General features: G+C 66.1%; 15 protein-coding genes and 1 pseudogene. 5 read left to right on the top strand and 11 right to left on the bottom strand.

All coding sequences use genetic code 11. The features are described from left to right. Positions 1-71 precede the first annotated feature (71 nt). A complete protein-coding gene (locus GXB81_RS20190; protein WP_167040318.1) occupies positions 72-533 on the top strand; it encodes a hypothetical protein in 462 nt (153 codons plus the stop codon). A gap of 60 nt (positions 534-593) precedes the next feature. Here the strand turns inward: GXB81_RS20190 and GXB81_RS20185 are convergent, their stop codons facing one another. Beyond that, complete coding sequence (locus tag GXB81_RS20185) at positions 594-2,465, bottom strand: DUF3857 and transglutaminase domain-containing protein (RefSeq protein ID WP_241016450.1); 1,872 nt, start codon at positions 2,463-2,465, stop codon at positions 594-596. A gap of 28 nt (positions 2,466-2,493) precedes the next feature. Beyond that, positions 2,494-3,168, bottom strand: coding sequence for a hypothetical protein (locus GXB81_RS20180; protein ID WP_205990176.1), 675 nt, complete (start codon positions 3,166-3,168; stop codon positions 2,494-2,496). A gap of 323 nt (positions 3,169-3,491) precedes the next feature. Here GXB81_RS20180 and GXB81_RS20175 point away from each other — a divergent pair, with 323 nt between their 5' ends. Next, positions 3,492-3,629: a hypothetical protein gene (locus GXB81_RS20175; protein ID WP_167040322.1), complete on the top strand. Its 138-nt coding sequence runs from the start codon at positions 3,492-3,494 to the stop codon at positions 3,627-3,629. Positions 3,630-3,878: 249 nt separating this feature from the next. Here the strand turns inward: GXB81_RS20175 and GXB81_RS20170 are convergent, their stop codons facing one another. From GXB81_RS20170 to GXB81_RS20140, 7 genes are all read right to left on the bottom strand, one after another. Beyond that, positions 3,879-5,276, bottom strand: coding sequence for a formimidoylglutamate deiminase (locus GXB81_RS20170; RefSeq protein WP_205990165.1), 1,398 nt, complete (start codon positions 5,274-5,276; stop codon positions 3,879-3,881). 16 nt (positions 5,277-5,292) lie between these two features. Then, positions 5,293-6,522, bottom strand: a complete 1,230-nt coding sequence (hutI, locus tag GXB81_RS20165; protein ID WP_205990164.1) for an imidazolonepropionase — start codon at positions 6,520-6,522, stop codon at positions 5,293-5,295. 130 nt (positions 6,523-6,652) lie between these two features. Next, entirely contained in the window at positions 6,653-7,333 is a 681-nt protein-coding gene (locus GXB81_RS20160; RefSeq protein ID WP_205990163.1) for a HutD family protein, read from the bottom strand. Between the two features lies 1 nt (position 7,334). Beyond that, a complete protein-coding gene (hutU, locus tag GXB81_RS20155; protein ID WP_205990162.1) occupies positions 7,335-9,023 on the bottom strand; it encodes a urocanate hydratase in 1,689 nt (562 codons plus the stop codon). Positions 9,024-9,089: 66 nt separating this feature from the next. Then, positions 9,090-9,785: a histidine utilization repressor gene (gene hutC / locus GXB81_RS20150; RefSeq protein ID WP_205990161.1), complete on the bottom strand. Its 696-nt coding sequence runs from the start codon at positions 9,783-9,785 to the stop codon at positions 9,090-9,092. A gap of 59 nt (positions 9,786-9,844) precedes the next feature. Beyond that, a complete protein-coding gene (gene hutH, locus GXB81_RS20145) occupies positions 9,845-11,365 on the bottom strand; it encodes a histidine ammonia-lyase (RefSeq protein ID WP_205990160.1) in 1,521 nt (506 codons plus the stop codon). Positions 11,366-11,476: 111 nt separating this feature from the next. Beyond that, positions 11,477-12,400, bottom strand: a complete 924-nt coding sequence (locus GXB81_RS20140; protein ID WP_167284613.1) for a LysR family transcriptional regulator — start codon at positions 12,398-12,400, stop codon at positions 11,477-11,479. A 105-nt stretch (positions 12,401-12,505) separates the two neighbouring features. Between GXB81_RS20140 and GXB81_RS20135 the strand changes: the two genes are divergently transcribed. After that, positions 12,506-13,408, top strand: coding sequence for an NAD-dependent epimerase/dehydratase family protein (locus GXB81_RS20135; RefSeq protein ID WP_205990159.1), 903 nt, complete (start codon positions 12,506-12,508; stop codon positions 13,406-13,408). Positions 13,409-13,562: 154 nt separating this feature from the next. Further along, entirely contained in the window at positions 13,563-13,745 is a 183-nt protein-coding gene (locus GXB81_RS20130) for a hypothetical protein (RefSeq protein WP_167040339.1), read from the top strand. Positions 13,746-13,889: 144 nt separating this feature from the next. Here GXB81_RS20130 and GXB81_RS20125 read toward each other — a convergent pair whose 3' ends face one another. Together GXB81_RS20125 and GXB81_RS20120 are read right to left on the bottom strand one after the other, a co-directional pair. Then, positions 13,890-14,627: a thioredoxin family protein gene (locus tag GXB81_RS20125; protein WP_205990158.1), complete on the bottom strand. Its 738-nt coding sequence runs from the start codon at positions 14,625-14,627 to the stop codon at positions 13,890-13,892. Positions 14,628-14,897: 270 nt separating this feature from the next. Further along, positions 14,898-16,292: an NCS2 family permease gene (locus tag GXB81_RS20120; protein ID WP_205192734.1), complete on the bottom strand. Its 1,395-nt coding sequence runs from the start codon at positions 16,290-16,292 to the stop codon at positions 14,898-14,900. 407 nt (positions 16,293-16,699) lie between these two features. Here GXB81_RS20120 and GXB81_RS31510 point away from each other — a divergent pair. Next, positions 16,700-16,965 (top strand): annotated as a pseudogene (locus tag GXB81_RS31510) (hypothetical protein); the annotation flags it as partial.

Raw genomic sequence — 16,965 nt, 5'->3', positions numbered from 1 at the left:
CGTGGACCGGGGCGACGCCTTGACATCCACGGTATTTTTCAGGCATCCGGCATTCAGCAGACGAGGCATCGATGGACGGTCATATCCGCAGCGAGCGGGAAGAATTTTTTGAGCAGTTGTGCATGAGCGTCGATGCGGACGAAGCGCACGAACAGGAAGCGATCGAGTTCTTCGAGAACCAGTTCGACCAGCCCGATTTCGATCCCGCGCAATGGCTCGACATCGCGCTCTACTACTCGCCGGCCGTCGCGCGCGGCATCGTCGACATGGTGACGGCCGACGACAAGGCACGCAGCAACATCGCCGACGTCATCGCCGACAATCTCGACATCTCCTACGGCGAGGACGAGTGCCAGCAGTTCGCGGAAACGATCGAATTCGCGCTGAACAACGGCGTGCCGGTCGATCTCGACGTCGTGCTCGACGGCTGCCAGCGCGCGATCGACGACCTCGACACCTGGGCCGACGAAGACACCAAAGCGCCGCTCCTGCGTCTGCGCGAAGAACTGCTGCGCCAGCAGGGCGAGCGCTAGGCCCGCACGCGAAACCGCCCGGGACTACCCGGGCCTCCCCCTTTTTCTTCGCCGCAGCCGCTATCTCGTCCCCGCCGCCCTGACCACGACCTCGGCGTCGAGATCGCGCTCGATGCGCACGAGGTCGTCTTTCAGCGCGGCGAATTCGTCGGCCGAACACATCTGATGGCCGAACGCGGCGCGCAGATGCCGCCGCACCTGCAAGGTGCGCGTCGCGGAATCGAACACATAGCGCGAAGAAAACGCGAGCATGCGATCCTCGACCGTGCTGTCGCCCGGCAAGTCGGTCACGCGCGCGAAACGCGGCAGCGTCATCTCCAACGTCTCGTCGAACTCGCCGCCGATGCAGACCCACGGCTGCGTTCTAAGCGGCTCGGCCAGCCACGCCTCGACCTGCGAGCCCATCCCGCCCGCGAGGCTCGTCAACGCCGGCACCGCGCTCGTGCCGTCCGGCCAGATCAGATGCGGCACACTGCCCTGCATCGAGGCCGCGAACGGTCCGCCCGTTGCGGCCACGTCGCCGGTACGCAATTGCGCGCTGCCGTGCAAGCCCGTTTGCAACAGACGGCTCGCCGCGATCTGCTGCGCGCGCTGCCGCGTCGCGCGCCGGAACATGTTGCGCTCGACCTCGGCCGTAAAACCCGCGTCCTCGACGCGGTACGCGTAATGCGCAGTGCCGTTTTCGTCGACGTCGATCTGCATGCGCGCGGTGCGCTCGCGCAGCTGCGTGGCCGGCGTGCGCGCGAGCACGCCATCGTCGACGAGCAGCGCCGGCCGGTCCATCACGCCGGACGGCAGATAGCCGAATTCGGTGCCGCCCGCGGTCGCATCCGCGAATTGCGAGAGCTCAGGAATCCAGATGATCGCGTGATTGATCGCGCTCGCGCCGTAACCGGGCACGTCCGGCAAGCTGTAGTACGGCCCGAGATCGAGCAGCACCGGCTCGCTGCGAATGCCGACCGCCGCAAGCAGCGCGCCGTAGAGCGCGACGTCGTCCTTGCAATCGCCGTAGCGGTTGCGCAGGATATCGGCCGCCTTGTGCGGAATCGCCGCGGTCTCGCCGAGAAAAAGCGCCACGTAGCGGATATTCAGGCGCACCCAGTCGTAGAGCGCGCGGGCTTTCGCGCGTGGATCGGCGAGGCCCGCCGTCAGGCTCTGCGCGAGCCGCGTAATCGCGGGATCATCGCGCGTCGCGTCGTCGCTGGCGGGCTCGCGATAGCGCGCGGCGAAGCTCGCGAAGTCCGGCACCGTCGACACCATCAGCCGGTCGCCCCAGTTCGCGTAGCCGACCGCGCCCGCTTCGAGCCGCGCATACGGGCCGTGCCGGTAGTCGAATTCGTAGCGGGTGCGGCCGTTTTCAGTCACCGGCGGCAACTCGACATAGCCGCGCGCGTCGGCATGGAGCGGCACGTCGGCGGGCAGATCGAAGATGAGCCGCTGCAACTCCACGGGAACCCGCGCCGGCTCGACGAGGTACGCGAACGTGCCGGCCTGCAGCGGCTTCGCGCGCGTCTTGCGAAACGCCAGGTGTACGCGCGCGCCCGACTCCACAGCGGGGAAAATCACCGTGCGCAACACGCCGTCCTCGAAACTCGGCGCGCCGGCCGAGCGCGGCTCCTGCACATCGCGAATCGCCTCGGGGCCGACCGGATGCACGCTGCCGTCGGGCGCGATGGTTTCGGCGCTCAGCAGTTGCACCTGCTCGATGTCCCTGTTGAACCACACGTAGCGCTGCGCAATATCGTCGACGCCGCTCGCGGTGTCGGCGCGCAACACCGTGTCGTCGTATTCCTCGACGGAGCCGTCCTTGCCGATCGTGAAGAGATGGACGTCGCGCTCGATCGTCGCGGGCGCGCGTTCGTCGCTGGCGGTGGTGATTTCGTCGGCGAACGCTAGGAGTGGCAAGGCCACGACGCAGGCGGTGAACAGCATAGCCAGCCAGGCCGCAACCCCGACCGCCTCACTCTCCCCGGTCGCCATCGCCAAGCTGGCCGAGCAGTTCCTGGAGCTTTTCCACGTGCCTGAGCAGCATGTGGCGATGCTTCTCGATCTGTTCGAGCCGTCCCGCGAGATCAGCCTGAATGCGATCGTCGAGTTCGGTCGCGGCGATCACGTCCTCGACCTTCGCGCGCATCGAGGCGAGCTCCACCGGCGCGTGCAGCAGATGCCGCTCGAAACGCCGCACGTCCTGCGTCGCCAGATCGCGCACCTTGCGAAAATGCGCCTGCCGCCGATGCGCTTCCACGTCGAGCGTGTCTTCCTCGATGCGCCGGGTCGCGCCCGGCTGCCCGAAAATCGGCTCGGGCGGCCGCAGCACCGTCTTCTTGCGCACCGGATGCGCGGTGCCGCGAAAACGCGCAAGCGGCTGCTCGTTGTCGATCGCCTCGCGCGCGTTCGACGGTATCTCGGGTTCGGTATGCGGCACGTTCATCCAGCCGCCCGGCAGACCGGTGACCGCTTCGACGCCGCGCACGAATTCCTCGCTGAATTCGCGCTGGCCCGCCAGCATCAGCTTCAGATAGCTCGCGGAGAACGTCATCATGCGCGCGAGCCGGCTCGCGGCGCCAACCTCGCGGGTTAGCAGCACCAGGTTCGCGCGCCAGATCGGCAGCAGCAATTCGTCGGAATCTTCCATCGCTGGGTCTTCCATCTTGTTGCCCGATGAACCGATGACCGCATCGCGCATGTCATCGTTCTGAAAGCTTAGTCGCTGCGGTGCGCTGCGTGCAATCAGGGCTTGCCGAGGCGTGCACCGGCGTCGCTTTCATGCCGACGTTACGCGCGAATGCACACCGATACCTATGACAATGCGTTGACAACATGCCGCGTGTTGCATCGACACACGAATTCGCACGGCGTTCCGCCGTTTGGCTACAGAAATGTGGCATGCTTACGCGCCGAGACGGCACGTGCCGTGCTGTACCGGTCGCTCCACAACATCGACTTAAGGGTTCTGTAATGAAGAAAATCGTTCTCGCCATTGCCGCGGCTGTCGCCACCCTGAGCGCGATCGCTCCTGCTCAAGCCGCCCCGCATCATCATCGCGAATGCCACAAGGAGCGCGTTCACCACCATTTGGTAACGCGCTGCCACTGATCCGCGATGCCGCGTCGATGAGACAAGGCTCGCATCGGAAAGCCCCGTTTTCACGGGGCTTTTCTTATGGCGAGCCGCACTCGCGGCGACCGGCGAGCGCCGCGCGACCTCACGCCGGCGCACGACGCCCCCTACATTCCACGCGAAAACGCCGGCGCGCAATCATGGACACATGCTGTTACACGTCTGATCTTCGAGGTTTGCGAAGCAGCGCCGACGCATGATCGCATTGGGCGAATGCGGCGCCGCCTAGGCGAGCAGGTCCGCGAGCGCCACGCGATAGCGCGCATAAGCGCCCTCTTCGTCGCGATGCCTGCGGTTGTCGACGACCTTGACGCCGCCCGTGTAGACATCGCGAATCGGCGTCTCACCGTGCTCGCAGAACACGACGCCCGACAGCCACGTGTGCGGCGCATGCCCGGCGATGCTCGAATGATCGGCATCGAGCACGAGCCAGTCCGCGCGATGGCCGGCCCGCAACGCGCCGACCGCACGGCCGGTGGCCCGCGCGCCGCCGTCGAGCGCCGCATCGAACAAACGGTCCGCGACGTGCGTGGCCTGCGCCGACGCCAGCACGTTGCGCTGCCGGTGCATGAGACGCTGGCCGTATTCGAGCAGCCGCAATTCCGCGCGCCAGTCGACGCCGATATGGCTATCCGAACCGACACCGATACGGCCTTGCGCGTCGAGATAGTCCCGCGCCGGAAAAATGCCGTCGCCGAGATTGGCCTCGGTGGTCAGGCACAGCCCCGCGACCGCGCCGCTGTTCGCGAGTGCGAGCGTTTCGTTGCCGTCGACGTGGGTCGCATGCACGAGGCACCAGCGGCCGTCCACCTCGAAGCGGTCGAGCAGCCATTGCACCGGACGCGCACCTTCGGTTGCGAGGCACGCCTCGACCTCGGCGGTCTGTTCGGCGATATGGATATGCACGGGCGCCGTCGCGTCGATGCCGCCGAGCAGCGCGCGCAACGACGCTTCCGACACCGCGCGCAGCGAATGCGGCGCAACACCGTAACGCAGCGCGGCGTGTTCAGGACGCGCCGTGCGCAGCGTGCCGAGCAGATCGAGCAGACTTTCGGGCGTATTGATGAAGCGGCGCTGATCGTCGCGCGGCGCGCGCGCGCCAAAACCGCTGTACTGATAGAGCACCGGCAGCATCGTCATGCCGATGCCGCTCTCCGCCGCCGCCTCGACCACGCGTTGCGCGAGTTCGGCCTGATTCGCGTAACGGCCGCCGTCCTGCGCGTGATGCACGTAGTGGAATTCGCACACCGAGGTATAGCCGGCCTTCAGCATTTCGATGTAGAGCCACTGCGCGACGCTCGCGAGCCCTTCGGGCGTGATGCGCGCCGCGAAGCGATACATGAGGTCGCGCCAGGACCAGAAGTTATCGGCGGCGCCGGTGCCCGATGCCGCGCGATATTCGGTCAGCCCCGCCATCGCGCGCTGGAACGCGTGCGAATGAAGATTCGGCATGCCTGGCATTACGGGCCCTTGGGCCCGCGGCACGCCGGTGGGTGCCTCCGCATGATCGGGCGTGACCGCGCTCAGCGTGCCGTTCGCGTCCCATTCGAGCAGCACGTTGCGGTGCCAGCCATCGGGCAGGTACGCGTGAGCGGCGAACAGCGATTGCCTGGATTGCGTCATCTCTCGGACCTTTAGCTCAAGCCGCACTCGACTCACGCCGCGTATAAACCGTTTCGCCCGCGCGCACGACTCGCTCGCACAAGGGACGCCCGATCCAGTAAGCCAGCTCGGCCAGCGAATCGACCGGCCATACCGCGAAATCGGCCGCGCGTCCCGCCTGCAACGCGCCGTGCGTGTCGCTCCTGCCGAGCGCGCGCGCCGCATGCGCGGTCACGCCTTGCAGCACCTCGGGCACGGTCATGCGAAACAGCGTGCACGCCATGTTCATCATCAGCAGCAACGAGGTGACCGGCGAGGTGCCGGGGTTGCTGTCGGTCGAAATCGCAATCGGCACCTCGTAGCGCCGCAGCAGATCGAGCGGCGGCAACTGCGTCTCGCGGATGAAGTAGTACGCACCCGGCAACAGCACGGCCACCGTGCCCGCTTCCTTCATCGCGGCAACGCCGGCTTCGCCGAGAAATTCGAGGTGATCCGCGGACAGCGCGCGATGCCGCGCCGCAAGCACAGTGCCGCCGCCGTTCGACAACTGCTCGGCGTGCATCTTGACGGGCAGCCCGTAGCGCGCGGCCGCGTTGAACACGCGCTCGCTCTGTTCGAGCGAAAAACCGATGCGCTCGCAGAACACGTCGACCGCGTCGACGAGCCCTTCGTCTGCGAGCGCGGGCAGCATCGTGTTGCAGACTTCGTCGATATACGCATCGGCGCGGCCCGCGAATTCGGGCGGCAGCGCATGCGCGCCGAGAAACGTCGTATAGACCGTGACCGGATAGCGCTCGCCGAGTTGCCGCGCGACACGCAGCATCTTGCGCTCGCTCGCGAGATCGAGGCCGTAGCCGGATTTGATTTCGATGGCCGTCACGCCTTCGGCGAGCAGCGGTTCGAGCCGCGCGGCCGCCTGGCTAAACAGCGAGGCTTCGCTTGCAGCGCGCGTCGCGCGCACGGTCGAGACGATACCGCCACCCTGCCGCGCGATTTCTTCGTAGCTGACGCCCGCGAGCCGCTGCGCGAATTCATCGGCGCGCTGGCCGCCGTACACGAGGTGCGTATGACAATCGACGAGGCCAGGCGTCACCCACGCGCCGCGCAAATCTTCGCGCGGCCAGGCGGCGTAGGACGCGGGCAACTCGGCCGCGGCGCCGAGCCACGCGATGCGGCCGTCTTCGACGGCGATCGCGGCATCGGCGAGCGTATGGCGAGGGTCGCCCTGCGGGCACAGTTTGAGGTGATGCCAAACGGTTTGCTTCATCGCATGCTCTTTGCTGCGCGGTGCAGCTGGTTGCGTGTTCGTGTGCGTTCGTGTCTGTTCGCGTGGGTCGGCTCGTCTGAGCCCGTCCTGCCATCCCTGTGCGTGCAGGCGAGTTGAAGTCAGTGCGCGATCACCGCCGCGTATAGCGGATGCTAATCGCGAGCACGGCGCCCGTGCCTTCGAGCGTGCAGGTCAGCGCCCTCGGTATGTCGATGCGCAGCGTGTCTCCTGTTTCGAGTTGCAGTTGCGTCGCTTCTCTTCCCGCTTCTGCTTCCACCCCGCTTGCGAGCCCCAGCGCCACCGACCCGCTTGCGCAATAGAGCAGCACCACGTCGCCCTCGATCATGCGCGACACAGCCCGCTTCGCCTCGCATCGCCACACGTCGAGCACGCCCAGCGCGAGGTCGCGCCGCACCATGAGGTTGAAGTCGCGCGTCGCGCCATCGATAAGCCGCGCCTCGATACGCGCCTCGCCGTCGAAGCGCGCGACGTCGAGCGGCTGCTTCAATGCATGCGACTTCACGACCTCTGCATCATCCAGTTCGTCGAGCAACATGCCCGCGCCCGACAACAGCACGAGCGTGCGGTCCACGCCCTCGAAGCGCGAAAACGGCCCGGCCGGCGCGACCTCGGCGACGCTCACGCGCCACACGAAATCGCCCGGCGCCTCGCGCTGTCCGCTGCTGCGCGACGGAAACGCGGCCACCTCGCGCGTCATGCCGCCGCCGTTTTTCCACGGCGCCGCCACGAGGTCGGCGCCGCGAATCAGCGTAACGCTTGCCGTGCCGCGCGCGCCATGGGCCACGGTCATGTCAGCGGCCGAGCATCGGCAGATCGAGGCCCGCCTCGCGCGCGGTCTGCTGCGCGAGTTCATAGCCCGCATCCGCGTGACGCATCACGCCGGTGGCCGGGTCGTTGAACAGCACGCGGCCGAGGCGCTGGTGCGCGGCATCGGTGCCGTCCGCGACGATCACGACGCCCGCGTGCTGCGAGAAGCCCATGCCGACGCCGCCGCCATGATGCAGCGAGACCCACGACGCCCCGCCGGCCGTATTGAGCAGCGCGTTGAGCAGCGGCCAGTCGCTGACCGCGTCCGAGCCGTCCTTCATCGATTCGGTTTCGCGGTTCGGGCTCGCCACCGAACCGGTGTCGAGGTGATCGCGGCCGATCACGATCGGTGCCTTCAGTTCGCCGTTGCGGACCATTTCGTTGAACGCCTGGCCGAGCCGATACCGATCCTTCACGCCAACCCAGCAGATCCGCGCCGGCAGCCCCTGAAACGCGATGCGTTCACGCGCCATGTCGAGCCAGTTATGCAGATGCGGGTCGTCGGGAATCAGCGCCTTGACCTTCGCATCGGTCCTGTAGATGTCCTCGGGGTCGCCCGACAGCGCGACCCAGCGGAACGGGCCCTTGCCCTCGCAGAACAGCGGGCGGATATACGCCGGCACGAAGCCCGGAAAATCGAAGGCGTTGTCGACGCCCATTTCGAGCGCCATCTGGCGGATGTTGTTGCCGTAGTCGAGCGTCGCCGCGCCGCGTTCCTGCAGCGTCAGCATCGCCTGCACCTGCTTCGCCATCGACTGCTTGGCCGGCGTGACGATGCTCTCGGGCGCGGTCTTCTGACGCTCGCGCCAGTCCTCGACCGTCCAGCCCTGCGGCAGATAGCCGTGAATCGGATCGTGCGCGCTGGTTTGATCGGTCACGCAGTCCGGCGTGATGCCGCGCGCGACGCACTCGGCGAACACGTCGGCCGCATTGCCGAGCAGTCCGACCGATACCGGCGTGCCGCTCCGCTTCGCTTCGTCTAGCATGGCGAGCGCTTCGTCGAGCGTCTTTGCCTTTTTATCGACGTAGCGCGTCTTCAGACGGAAGTCGATGCGCGTCTCGTCGCATTCGACCGCGATCATCGAGAAGCCCGCCATCGTTGCCGCGAGCGGCTGCGCGCCGCCCATGCCGCCGAGACCGCCAGTGAGAATCCAGCGGCCTTGCGGGGCGCCGTTGAAATGCTGGTTCGCGACCGCGAAGAAGGTCTCGTAGGTGCCCTGCACGATGCCCTGGCTGCCGATGTAGATCCAGCTGCCCGCGGTCATCTGGCCGTACATCATCAAGCCCTTGCGGTCGAGTTCGTGGAAATGTTCCCACGTCGCCCAGTGCGGCACGAGGTTCGAGTTCGCGAGCAGCACGCGCGGCGCGTCGGCATGCGTGCGGAACACGCCGACCGGCTTGCCCGATTGAATCAGCAGCGTTTCGTCTTCGTTCAGGTCCTTCAGCGATGCGAGGATCTGGTCGAAGCAATCCCAGTTGCGCGCGGCGCGGCCGATGCCGCCGTACACGACGAGCGCGTGCGGATGCTCGGCGACTTCGGGGTCCAGATTGTTCTGGATCATCCGGTACGCGGCTTCCGCGATCCACGTCTTGCAGGTCTTTTCCGCGCCGCGCGGTGCGCGGATCGTGCGGGTCGGGTCGAGACGCGGATCGATATGCTTCGGATTGTTCATGATGTCCCTCGGATGCTTGAAGCTGTTCGATAACGAATTCGGCGATGGTAAAAAAACGCAATCGGATCAGAAATGCCCGGTAAAGCGGTAGCGGCTGCCCGGATGCCACAGATTGGCGATCGAGGCGACCTGGCTTTGCGACCACGTACGACGATGCAGCACGAGGCACGGCTCGCGTTCATCCATGGTCAGCAACTGGCGCGTGCCGTCGTCGGCCGCCAGCGCCTCGATGCGGTACTCGACCCGCTGCAGCGGCGCGACGCGCACGAGATACTGGTTCGGCGTCGTGTTCGTGAAGTCCTGCAACGCATACTCGGGCGCGACGGCCGGATTGACCCAGCGCGCTTCGAGCTGCACCGGCTCGTCGTTTTCGAAATGCAGCAGGCGCGAATGAAACACGGGGCTGCCCACGCTCACCTGCATTTCTTCGGCAAGCTCCGCATCGGCGATGCTCGCGCCGATGTCGAGCACCCGGGCGTGATAGCGATGGCCGCGCGCGACGATTTCATCGGAGATGCTGCGGATCGCAACCAGCGTCGATTCGTACTTGGGACGGGCGACGAACGTGCCCGAACCTTGCACGCGCGTGAGCACCTGCTCCGAGGTCAACTCGCGCAATGCGCGGTTGACCGTCATGCGCGCGACGTTGAACTCGCGCGCCAGTTCGTTTTCGGACGGCACCTGGTCGCCTTCGGCCCATTCGCCCGCATGAATGCGCGCGAGGATGAAGTCCTTGATGCCCTGATAAGCGGGTGCGTTCATTGGCGTGATCCGCGTGCCGGATAGTAGCGGTGACGGCCGGGTTGGCCTACCGGGTTGGCTTACTGCTCGGAGACGAACGAGAACGGGCTCAGCTTGGCGATCGTGCCGTCCTGCACGAGCTTCGTGACGGCCGCGATGTCCGGCGCGAAGTAGTGATCGAGTTCGTAGTGCGGCACGTTCTTGCGCACCACGTCCATCACTTTCTGCAAACTCGGGCTGGTGCGGTGCGGCGCGCGCAGATCGACGCCTTGCGCCGCGGCCAGCAGTTCGATCGAGAGAATGTTGGCGGTGTTGTCGGCGATGTCGCCGAGCTTGCGCGCCGCGAACGTCGCCATCGACACATGGTCTTCCTGGTTCGCGGACGTCGGCAGCGAATCGACCGAGGCCGGATGCGCGAGCGTCTTGTTTTCCGAGGCGAGCGCGGCGGCCGTGACGTGCGCGATCATGAAGCCCGAGTTCACGCCGCCGTCTTTCACGAGGAACGGCGGCAGGCCCGACAGCGTCGCGTCGATCAGCAAGGCGATGCGGCGCTCGGCCAGCGCGCCGATTTCCGCAGCGGCCAGCGCGAGGTTATCGGCCGCGAACGCAACCGGCTCGGCGTGGAAGTTGCCACCCGACAGCACTTCGCCGGTGTCCGGGAAAATCAGCGGATTGTCGGAGACCGCGTTCGCTTCGGTCAGCAGCGTTGCGGCAGCCTGGCGCATCTGGTCGAGACAGGCGCCCATCACCTGCGGCTGGCAGCGCAGGCTATACGGGTCCTGCACCTTGTCGCAGTCGGCGTGCGAGACGTTGATGCCCGAGCCTTGCAGCAGCGACCGGTAAGCCGCCGCCGCGTCAATCTGGCCGCGATGGCCGCGCAGTTCGTGGATGCGCGCATCGAACGGCTTGACCGAGCCCATCGCCGCATCCACCGACAGCGCGCCGGCCACGAGCGCCGTGCGGTACAGGTCTTCGATCGCGAACAGGTTGTAGAGCGCGAGCGCGGCCGACGCCTGCGTGCCGTTGAGTAGCGCGAGACCTTCCTTCGCCTGCAAGGTGAGCGGCTTGAGGCCAACGAGAGCAAGACCTTCGGTGGCCTGCAGGCGCTCGCCCTTCGCGAACACTTCGCCGACGCCGAGCAGCACCGCCGACATATGCGCGAGCGGCGCGAGGTCGCCCGATGCGCCGACCGAGCCCTTGACCGGAATCACCGGCAGCACGTCGGCGTTGAACAGCGCGAGCAGGGCTTCCATGACTTCGCGGCGAATGCCCGAGTGGCCGCGGCCGAGGCTCGACAGCTTCAGCGCCATCAACAGGCGCACGACCGGGCGCGACATCGGCTCGCCGACGCCGACCGCATGCGACAGCACCAGATTGCGTTGCAGCAGTTCGAGTTGTTCGCGCGGGATATGCGTGCTGGCGAGGCGGCCGAAACCGGTGTTGATGCCGTAGGCCGGCTCGCCCTTCGCGGTGATGTCGGCGACGGCCTGCGCGCAGGCGTCGATGGCGGCGTGGCTCGCGGGATCGAGTTGCAGCGTGACCGGCTCGCGGGCGATCCGGCGCAGTTGCGGGAGAGTCAGGTGGCCGGGCTTCAGCATCATGGTGGTGTAGTCCTGTCTATACAAGTTCAAATAAGTCTAGCTTGACGATCTTGTATATACAACTTCTTTTTCCAGCTCTTCCGCCTAGGGATTTCCATGATTCGCGCCCCGCTACAGCCTCACCTTGCCCGCCATGAAATCCAGAAAGCACTGCACGCGCCCCGCGAGCGACGCGCTCTGGTAGTACACCGCGTTCACCGGCTGCCGCTCGTCGACGAGCAGGTTGCCGAGAATCGGCACGAGGCGGTTCTCGCGCACGTCGGCGGCGGTCATGAAATCGGCGAGACAGGCGATGCCCCAGCCCGACAGCGCCAGTTGCCGCAGCGTCTCGCCGCTCGACGCGGTGATCGACGGCTCGATCTTCAGCCGTGGCGCCGCGTCGTCGTGAGCCTGGCCGCGCTTGCGCCCCTTGCCGCCCTCGCGCAGCGGCCAGCGGTTCAGGTGCTCGGGCGCGGTAAAGCCGATCAGCCGATGCGCGCGCAACGCGTCGAGCGTGGCCGGTTCGCCGTATTCGGCGAGATACGCCGGGCTCGCGAGCACGCGCAGTTTGCTGCTGCCGAGCGCGCGCGCATGCAGCGTCGAGTCCTGCAATGCGCCGATGCGGATCGCGATGTCGACCTTCTGTTCGAGCAGATCGACGATGCGCTCGTTGCTCGTCAGTTCGAGCCGGATCTCCGGGTACAGCGCAGAAAACGCCGTCATATGCGGCGCGATGCAATGAAGCATGAACGGCGACGCCGCATCGACGCGCAAGCGCCCCGACGGCCGCTCGCGGCCGCGCGCGACCGACTCCTCGGCTTCTTCGAGCGCGTCGAGAATCGCGCGGGCGCGCCGCAGAAATGCCTCGCCCTCTTCGGTCAAATGCAGGCGGCGCGTCGTGCGCCGCACGAGCGCGGTATCGAGCTTCTGTTCGAGGCGCGTGAGCGCGCGGCTCACGCCGGAGACAGTCTGCCCCAGCTTCTCGGCCGCCGCCGTGATCGAACCGCAGTCGATCACGGTGACGAACACGAGCAATTCGTCGGTGGACGTTTTCATTATTGACTCGAAATCAAGATTGATTTGAGACTAACACGCTTTTTGCGAAAATCGATGCGGGCGATACTGCGTGCCTGTCCCCGTCATTGCATCAAGGAGAATGTCTTGAAGATTTTCGTTACAGGCGCAAGCGGTTTTATCGGCGGCTCGATTGCGGCGCATCTGGTGCGCGCCGGCCATCACGTGCGCGGTCTGATCCGCAACCCCGAACAGAGCGCGGAGTTGCAGCGGCTCGGCATCGAGCCCGTCATCGGCACGCTCGACGACAGCGCGTTGCTGAACGCCGAAGCGCAAGCGGCCGACGCCGTCATCAACACCGCGAGCAGCGACCACGAAGGCGCGGTGCGCGCGCTGATCGACGGGCTCGCCGGCTCCGGCAAGGTGTTCCTGCATACGAGCGGTTCGAGCATCGTCGGCGATGCCTCGGGCGGCGAAGCCGGTGAATCGCGCGTCTATCACGAAGACGCGCTGCCCACGCCGACCGCCGACAAGGCCCCGCGCGTCGCGATCGACCAGCTCGTGCTCGACGCGGCGCAGCGCAACATCCGTTCGGCCGTGCTGTGCAACACGCTGATCTACGGCCACGGCGCGGTGGCGGGCAGCGCCAGCGTGCAACTGCCGCGGCTCGTGCGTCAGGCGCAGAAGAGCGGCGTGGTGCGGCACGTGGGCAGCGGCGGCAACGTCTGGTCGAACGTGCATATCGACGACGTCGCCGAGCTGTATCGCCTCGCGCTCGACAAGACGCCGGCCGGCACGTTCTATTTCGTCGAAAGCGGCGAAGCGTCGTTCCGCGACATGAGCACCGCGATCGCGCGCGCGATGAAGCTCGGCGCGCCGCAGGACTGGCCGCTCGAAGACGCCAAGCAGGAATGGGGCTACGAAATGGCGTCGTACGGCCTCGGCTCGAACAGCCGCGTGCGCGGCGGGCGCGCGCGCACGCTGCTCGGCTGGCAACCGCGCCGCACCTCGGTGATCGAGTGGATCGAGCACGACATGATGGCGGCGTAACCGGACGCCGGACGGGGCGCCGCGCCGGGCGTGGCGCCCCGTAATCTGTGTAAGCGCAGCCGTTGCGAATCCGTAAGCTCGTTTCGATAGAATCGCGCTCGATTTGACCGTGCGATTCGACCGTCCGCATCGCACACGAGCCCGGACCCAATCGATGACCCTCGCGCTGAATTTCGACTGGCTGACCAACCTGCTGGCGATTCTGTTCGTTATCGCATGTCTCTACGATGCGCGCTACGACGAATACGGCGTCTTGACCCTCGCCGCGGCGGCAATGAGCCTCGCCGTGATGGCAATGGAGCTGTTCCTCAAGCCCGCTTTCGACATGGCGCTATAACGTCGCCGAGAACGCGTCGATACGACGCCAACGCATCGGTGGCACGCGCGGCACAGCGGCCGCGTACACGCCCATCTCCAGCCGCTTTTTCGCAACGCCAACGCACAGGCCACGCAGCAGCCGCGCCTCACCTCATCGTATCGCTCACGAACCACACGCGAGACACGCGCCGCCCGCCTTGTCCTCGTAGCGATCGTGATGCCTGACCCAGTCGGTCAGATTGCTCGCCTCGTTGCGGCCTTTCGGTGCGATGTCGAGATGCGCGTAGACGCCGACGAAACGCTCGTCGCCGCGTCCGTAGCATGAGTACGTGTGATACACGTCGCCGTTTTCGTCCTTGTAGAACACGCTATGGCCGTGTTGCTCGTCGATGCCGACGTCCTGCTCGACGAAGTTGTAGAACGCCATCCTGCTCGCCAGCTGCTCGGGCGTGAACGACACGTGGTAGTCGAAATTGAACTCGCTGCCGTTCGACGATACCCACGGAAACGTCCAGCCCATGCGCCGCCTGAACGCCTCGATTTTCGCGAGCGGCGCGTGCGACACCGTCACGTAGCTCACGTCGTGATGTTCGAGATGCGTGACGATGCCGGTCATATGATCCGAGAGGAACGAGCAGCCGACGCAGCCCTCTTCCCAATCCTCGCCCAGCATGAAGTGATAGACGATCAGCTGGCTGCGGCCGTCGAATAGCTCCGCGAGTGTCCGGCGCCCTTGCGGCGTGTCGAACGTATAGGTCTGGTCGACCTTGACCCACGGCAACGCGCGACGCTTGCGCGCGAGTTCGTCGCCGGCGCGCATATGCGCTTTTTCCTCGGCGAGCAGCGCGCGGCTCGCGGCCAGCCACTCGTCTCGCGTGCCGATACGGTGTTGCGGTTCCATTTGCGTCTCCTTTCCCGCGCGATGCGGGCCCTGACCATGAACTTATGGTTTAGAAACGCTAGCGCGAAAGTCAAGGACAGGTCGGCGCACTCGCACGGCATGCCATGTGCGGCAAGGAATGCGAGCGAAAAAGACACGCGGTACGCCGCGGCTCAAAGCATCGAACCGCGACGTACCGCGTGAAAGTGGAGAACAGCGGGTGGAGAACAGCCGGTGAAGAACTGCTGGTGAAAACAGCCGTTGAAAAACAACGACTCCCTGCAACGCAACTCAGATCGCCCAGCCGCCCAGATAGAACCCGACCAGCACGACCGCGATCACCACCGTGCCGATATTGAGCTTGCGATATTCGCCGCTCACGACACGTCCGATCACGAGCGTCGCGAAGCCGAGCATGATGCCGGTCACGATATTCGCGGTGAGCACGATGAACACCGCGCACACGAGCCCGGCCATCGCGTCGACCATGTCGTCCATATGCAGCTTGCTCACGTTCGACAGCATCAGCAGACCCACGTACATCAGCGCGGGCGCCGTCGCATACGAAGGCACCAGACCCGCGAGCGGCGAGAAGAACATCACGACCAGAAACAGCAGGCCGACCACCGCCGCCGCCATGCCGGTCTTCGCGCCCGCCGCCACGCCGACCGTCGACTCGATATACGCAGCCGCCGGCGCGCCGCCGAGCAGGCCCGAGAAAATCGAGCTGAGCGAATCGGCGGTCAGCGCGCGGCCGCCGTTGATGATCCGGCCGTTCGCGTCGAGCTGCCCGGCCTGGCCCGCGACCGCGCGGATCGTGCCGGTCGCGTCGAACACGGCGGTCATCACGAGCGCGAGCACGCTCGGCAGCACCGCCATCGACAGCGCGCCCTTCACGTCCATCGCGCCGATCAGCGAGGCATGGCCCGGCGCGCTCAGCGACGGCACCGCGAACACGCCGTGAAACGCGACGGCCGGATCGATCGCGAGCCCGAGCGCCGAAATCGCGACGATCACGATCAGGATCGAGCCGGGCACGCGCCGCCGCACGAGCCCGAAAATCGCCGCGAGCCCCACCACCGACATCAGCGCGGGCAACGCCGTGATATGCCCGAGCGACACCGGCAAGCCGGCGCCCGGATTCTTGACGACGAGCCCAACGTCGTTCGCGGCGATCAGCAGCAGAAAGAGCCCGATGCCGATGCCGGTGCCGTGCGCGATGCCGGTCGGCAGGTTGCGCAGAATCCACGAGCGCACGCCCGTCACCGAGATCGCGGTAAACACGACGCCCATCAGGAACACCGCGCCGAGCGCGACGGTCGGATGCAGGCCCTTGCCGAGCACGAGGCCGAATGCGGTGAACGCGGTCAGCGAGATCGCGCAGCCGATCGCGATCGGCAGGCGCGCCCACACGCCCATCAAGAGCGAGCCGAATGCCGTCGTCAAACAGACGGCGACGAACACCGCGCTGGTGTCGAAGCCCGCCTTGCCGAACATGCCCGGCACGACGAACACGGAATAGACCATCGCGAGGAAGGTCGTGATGCCCGCAACGATCTCCTGGCGCTGCGAACTGCCGCGCGCGGAGATTTCGAAATAGCGGTCGAGAAAGCCCTTTGCGCCGAACGATTCGGCGTCGAACGATTCGCTCGCGACTTCGGGATTCGCGAGAGCCTGGGGTTCCATCATGGTGAGTGCCTCCTTTATCAGCGCGCTGAAACGGCCGCTTGCCGCAGCCATCATCAGGTTCGTCTCGTGGATTGATTTAATGGGGTGACGCTTTTTCTGTCTCGCAATGTAGGCGAAGACAAATATGTGTCCAATCGCATGAATGGCATGCCGGACATGTCGCGCGGCTTATATCTTTGACGCGACGGCGGCCCGTACGCGGGCGCCGCGCGTTTACACCTACGGCCCGCCCCCCCGAATCCGCCGGGTTCGCGCGGCACGCCGCATGCGTCGAAACGCCGCGCGACGGCCCGCGGACGCCCGCGCCCGGTCCCCGGAAAGCGGCCGGCGCGGCCGCACAGGTTAAACTCTGGCCCGTACCTGTCCCAACCGCGGCGGCTTATCGCGCCCGTCCGCACTGGCCCATGGAGTTTTTCCTGATGACTGGCGGTTTTCCGCGCCCTGCCTCGCGTGCCTGGCGTCTGCCGATTCACTCGCCCGAGCGGCCTGGTTCGCTTCGTTCGCTTCTTCGTTCGCTTCTTCGTTCATTCCGCCCGCTCCGCTCGCTTATCGACCAGTTGCGTGACGACACCGGTTTTACCGCGCATATCCTGGTTCGCGACGAGCGAGACGTGGTGTTCGTCGCGAAAGCGCAAAGCCATGCCGCACCGTTCAGTTCAGTGAGGGTCAG

Origin of the sequence: Paraburkholderia sp. Ac-20336 (assembly GCF_017105025.1) — a bacterium.
GTDB lineage: Bacteria > Pseudomonadota > Gammaproteobacteria > Burkholderiales > Burkholderiaceae > Paraburkholderia.
Note: the sequence above shows the minus strand (reverse complement) of the source record. Positions and strands in the feature narration are given on the sequence as shown.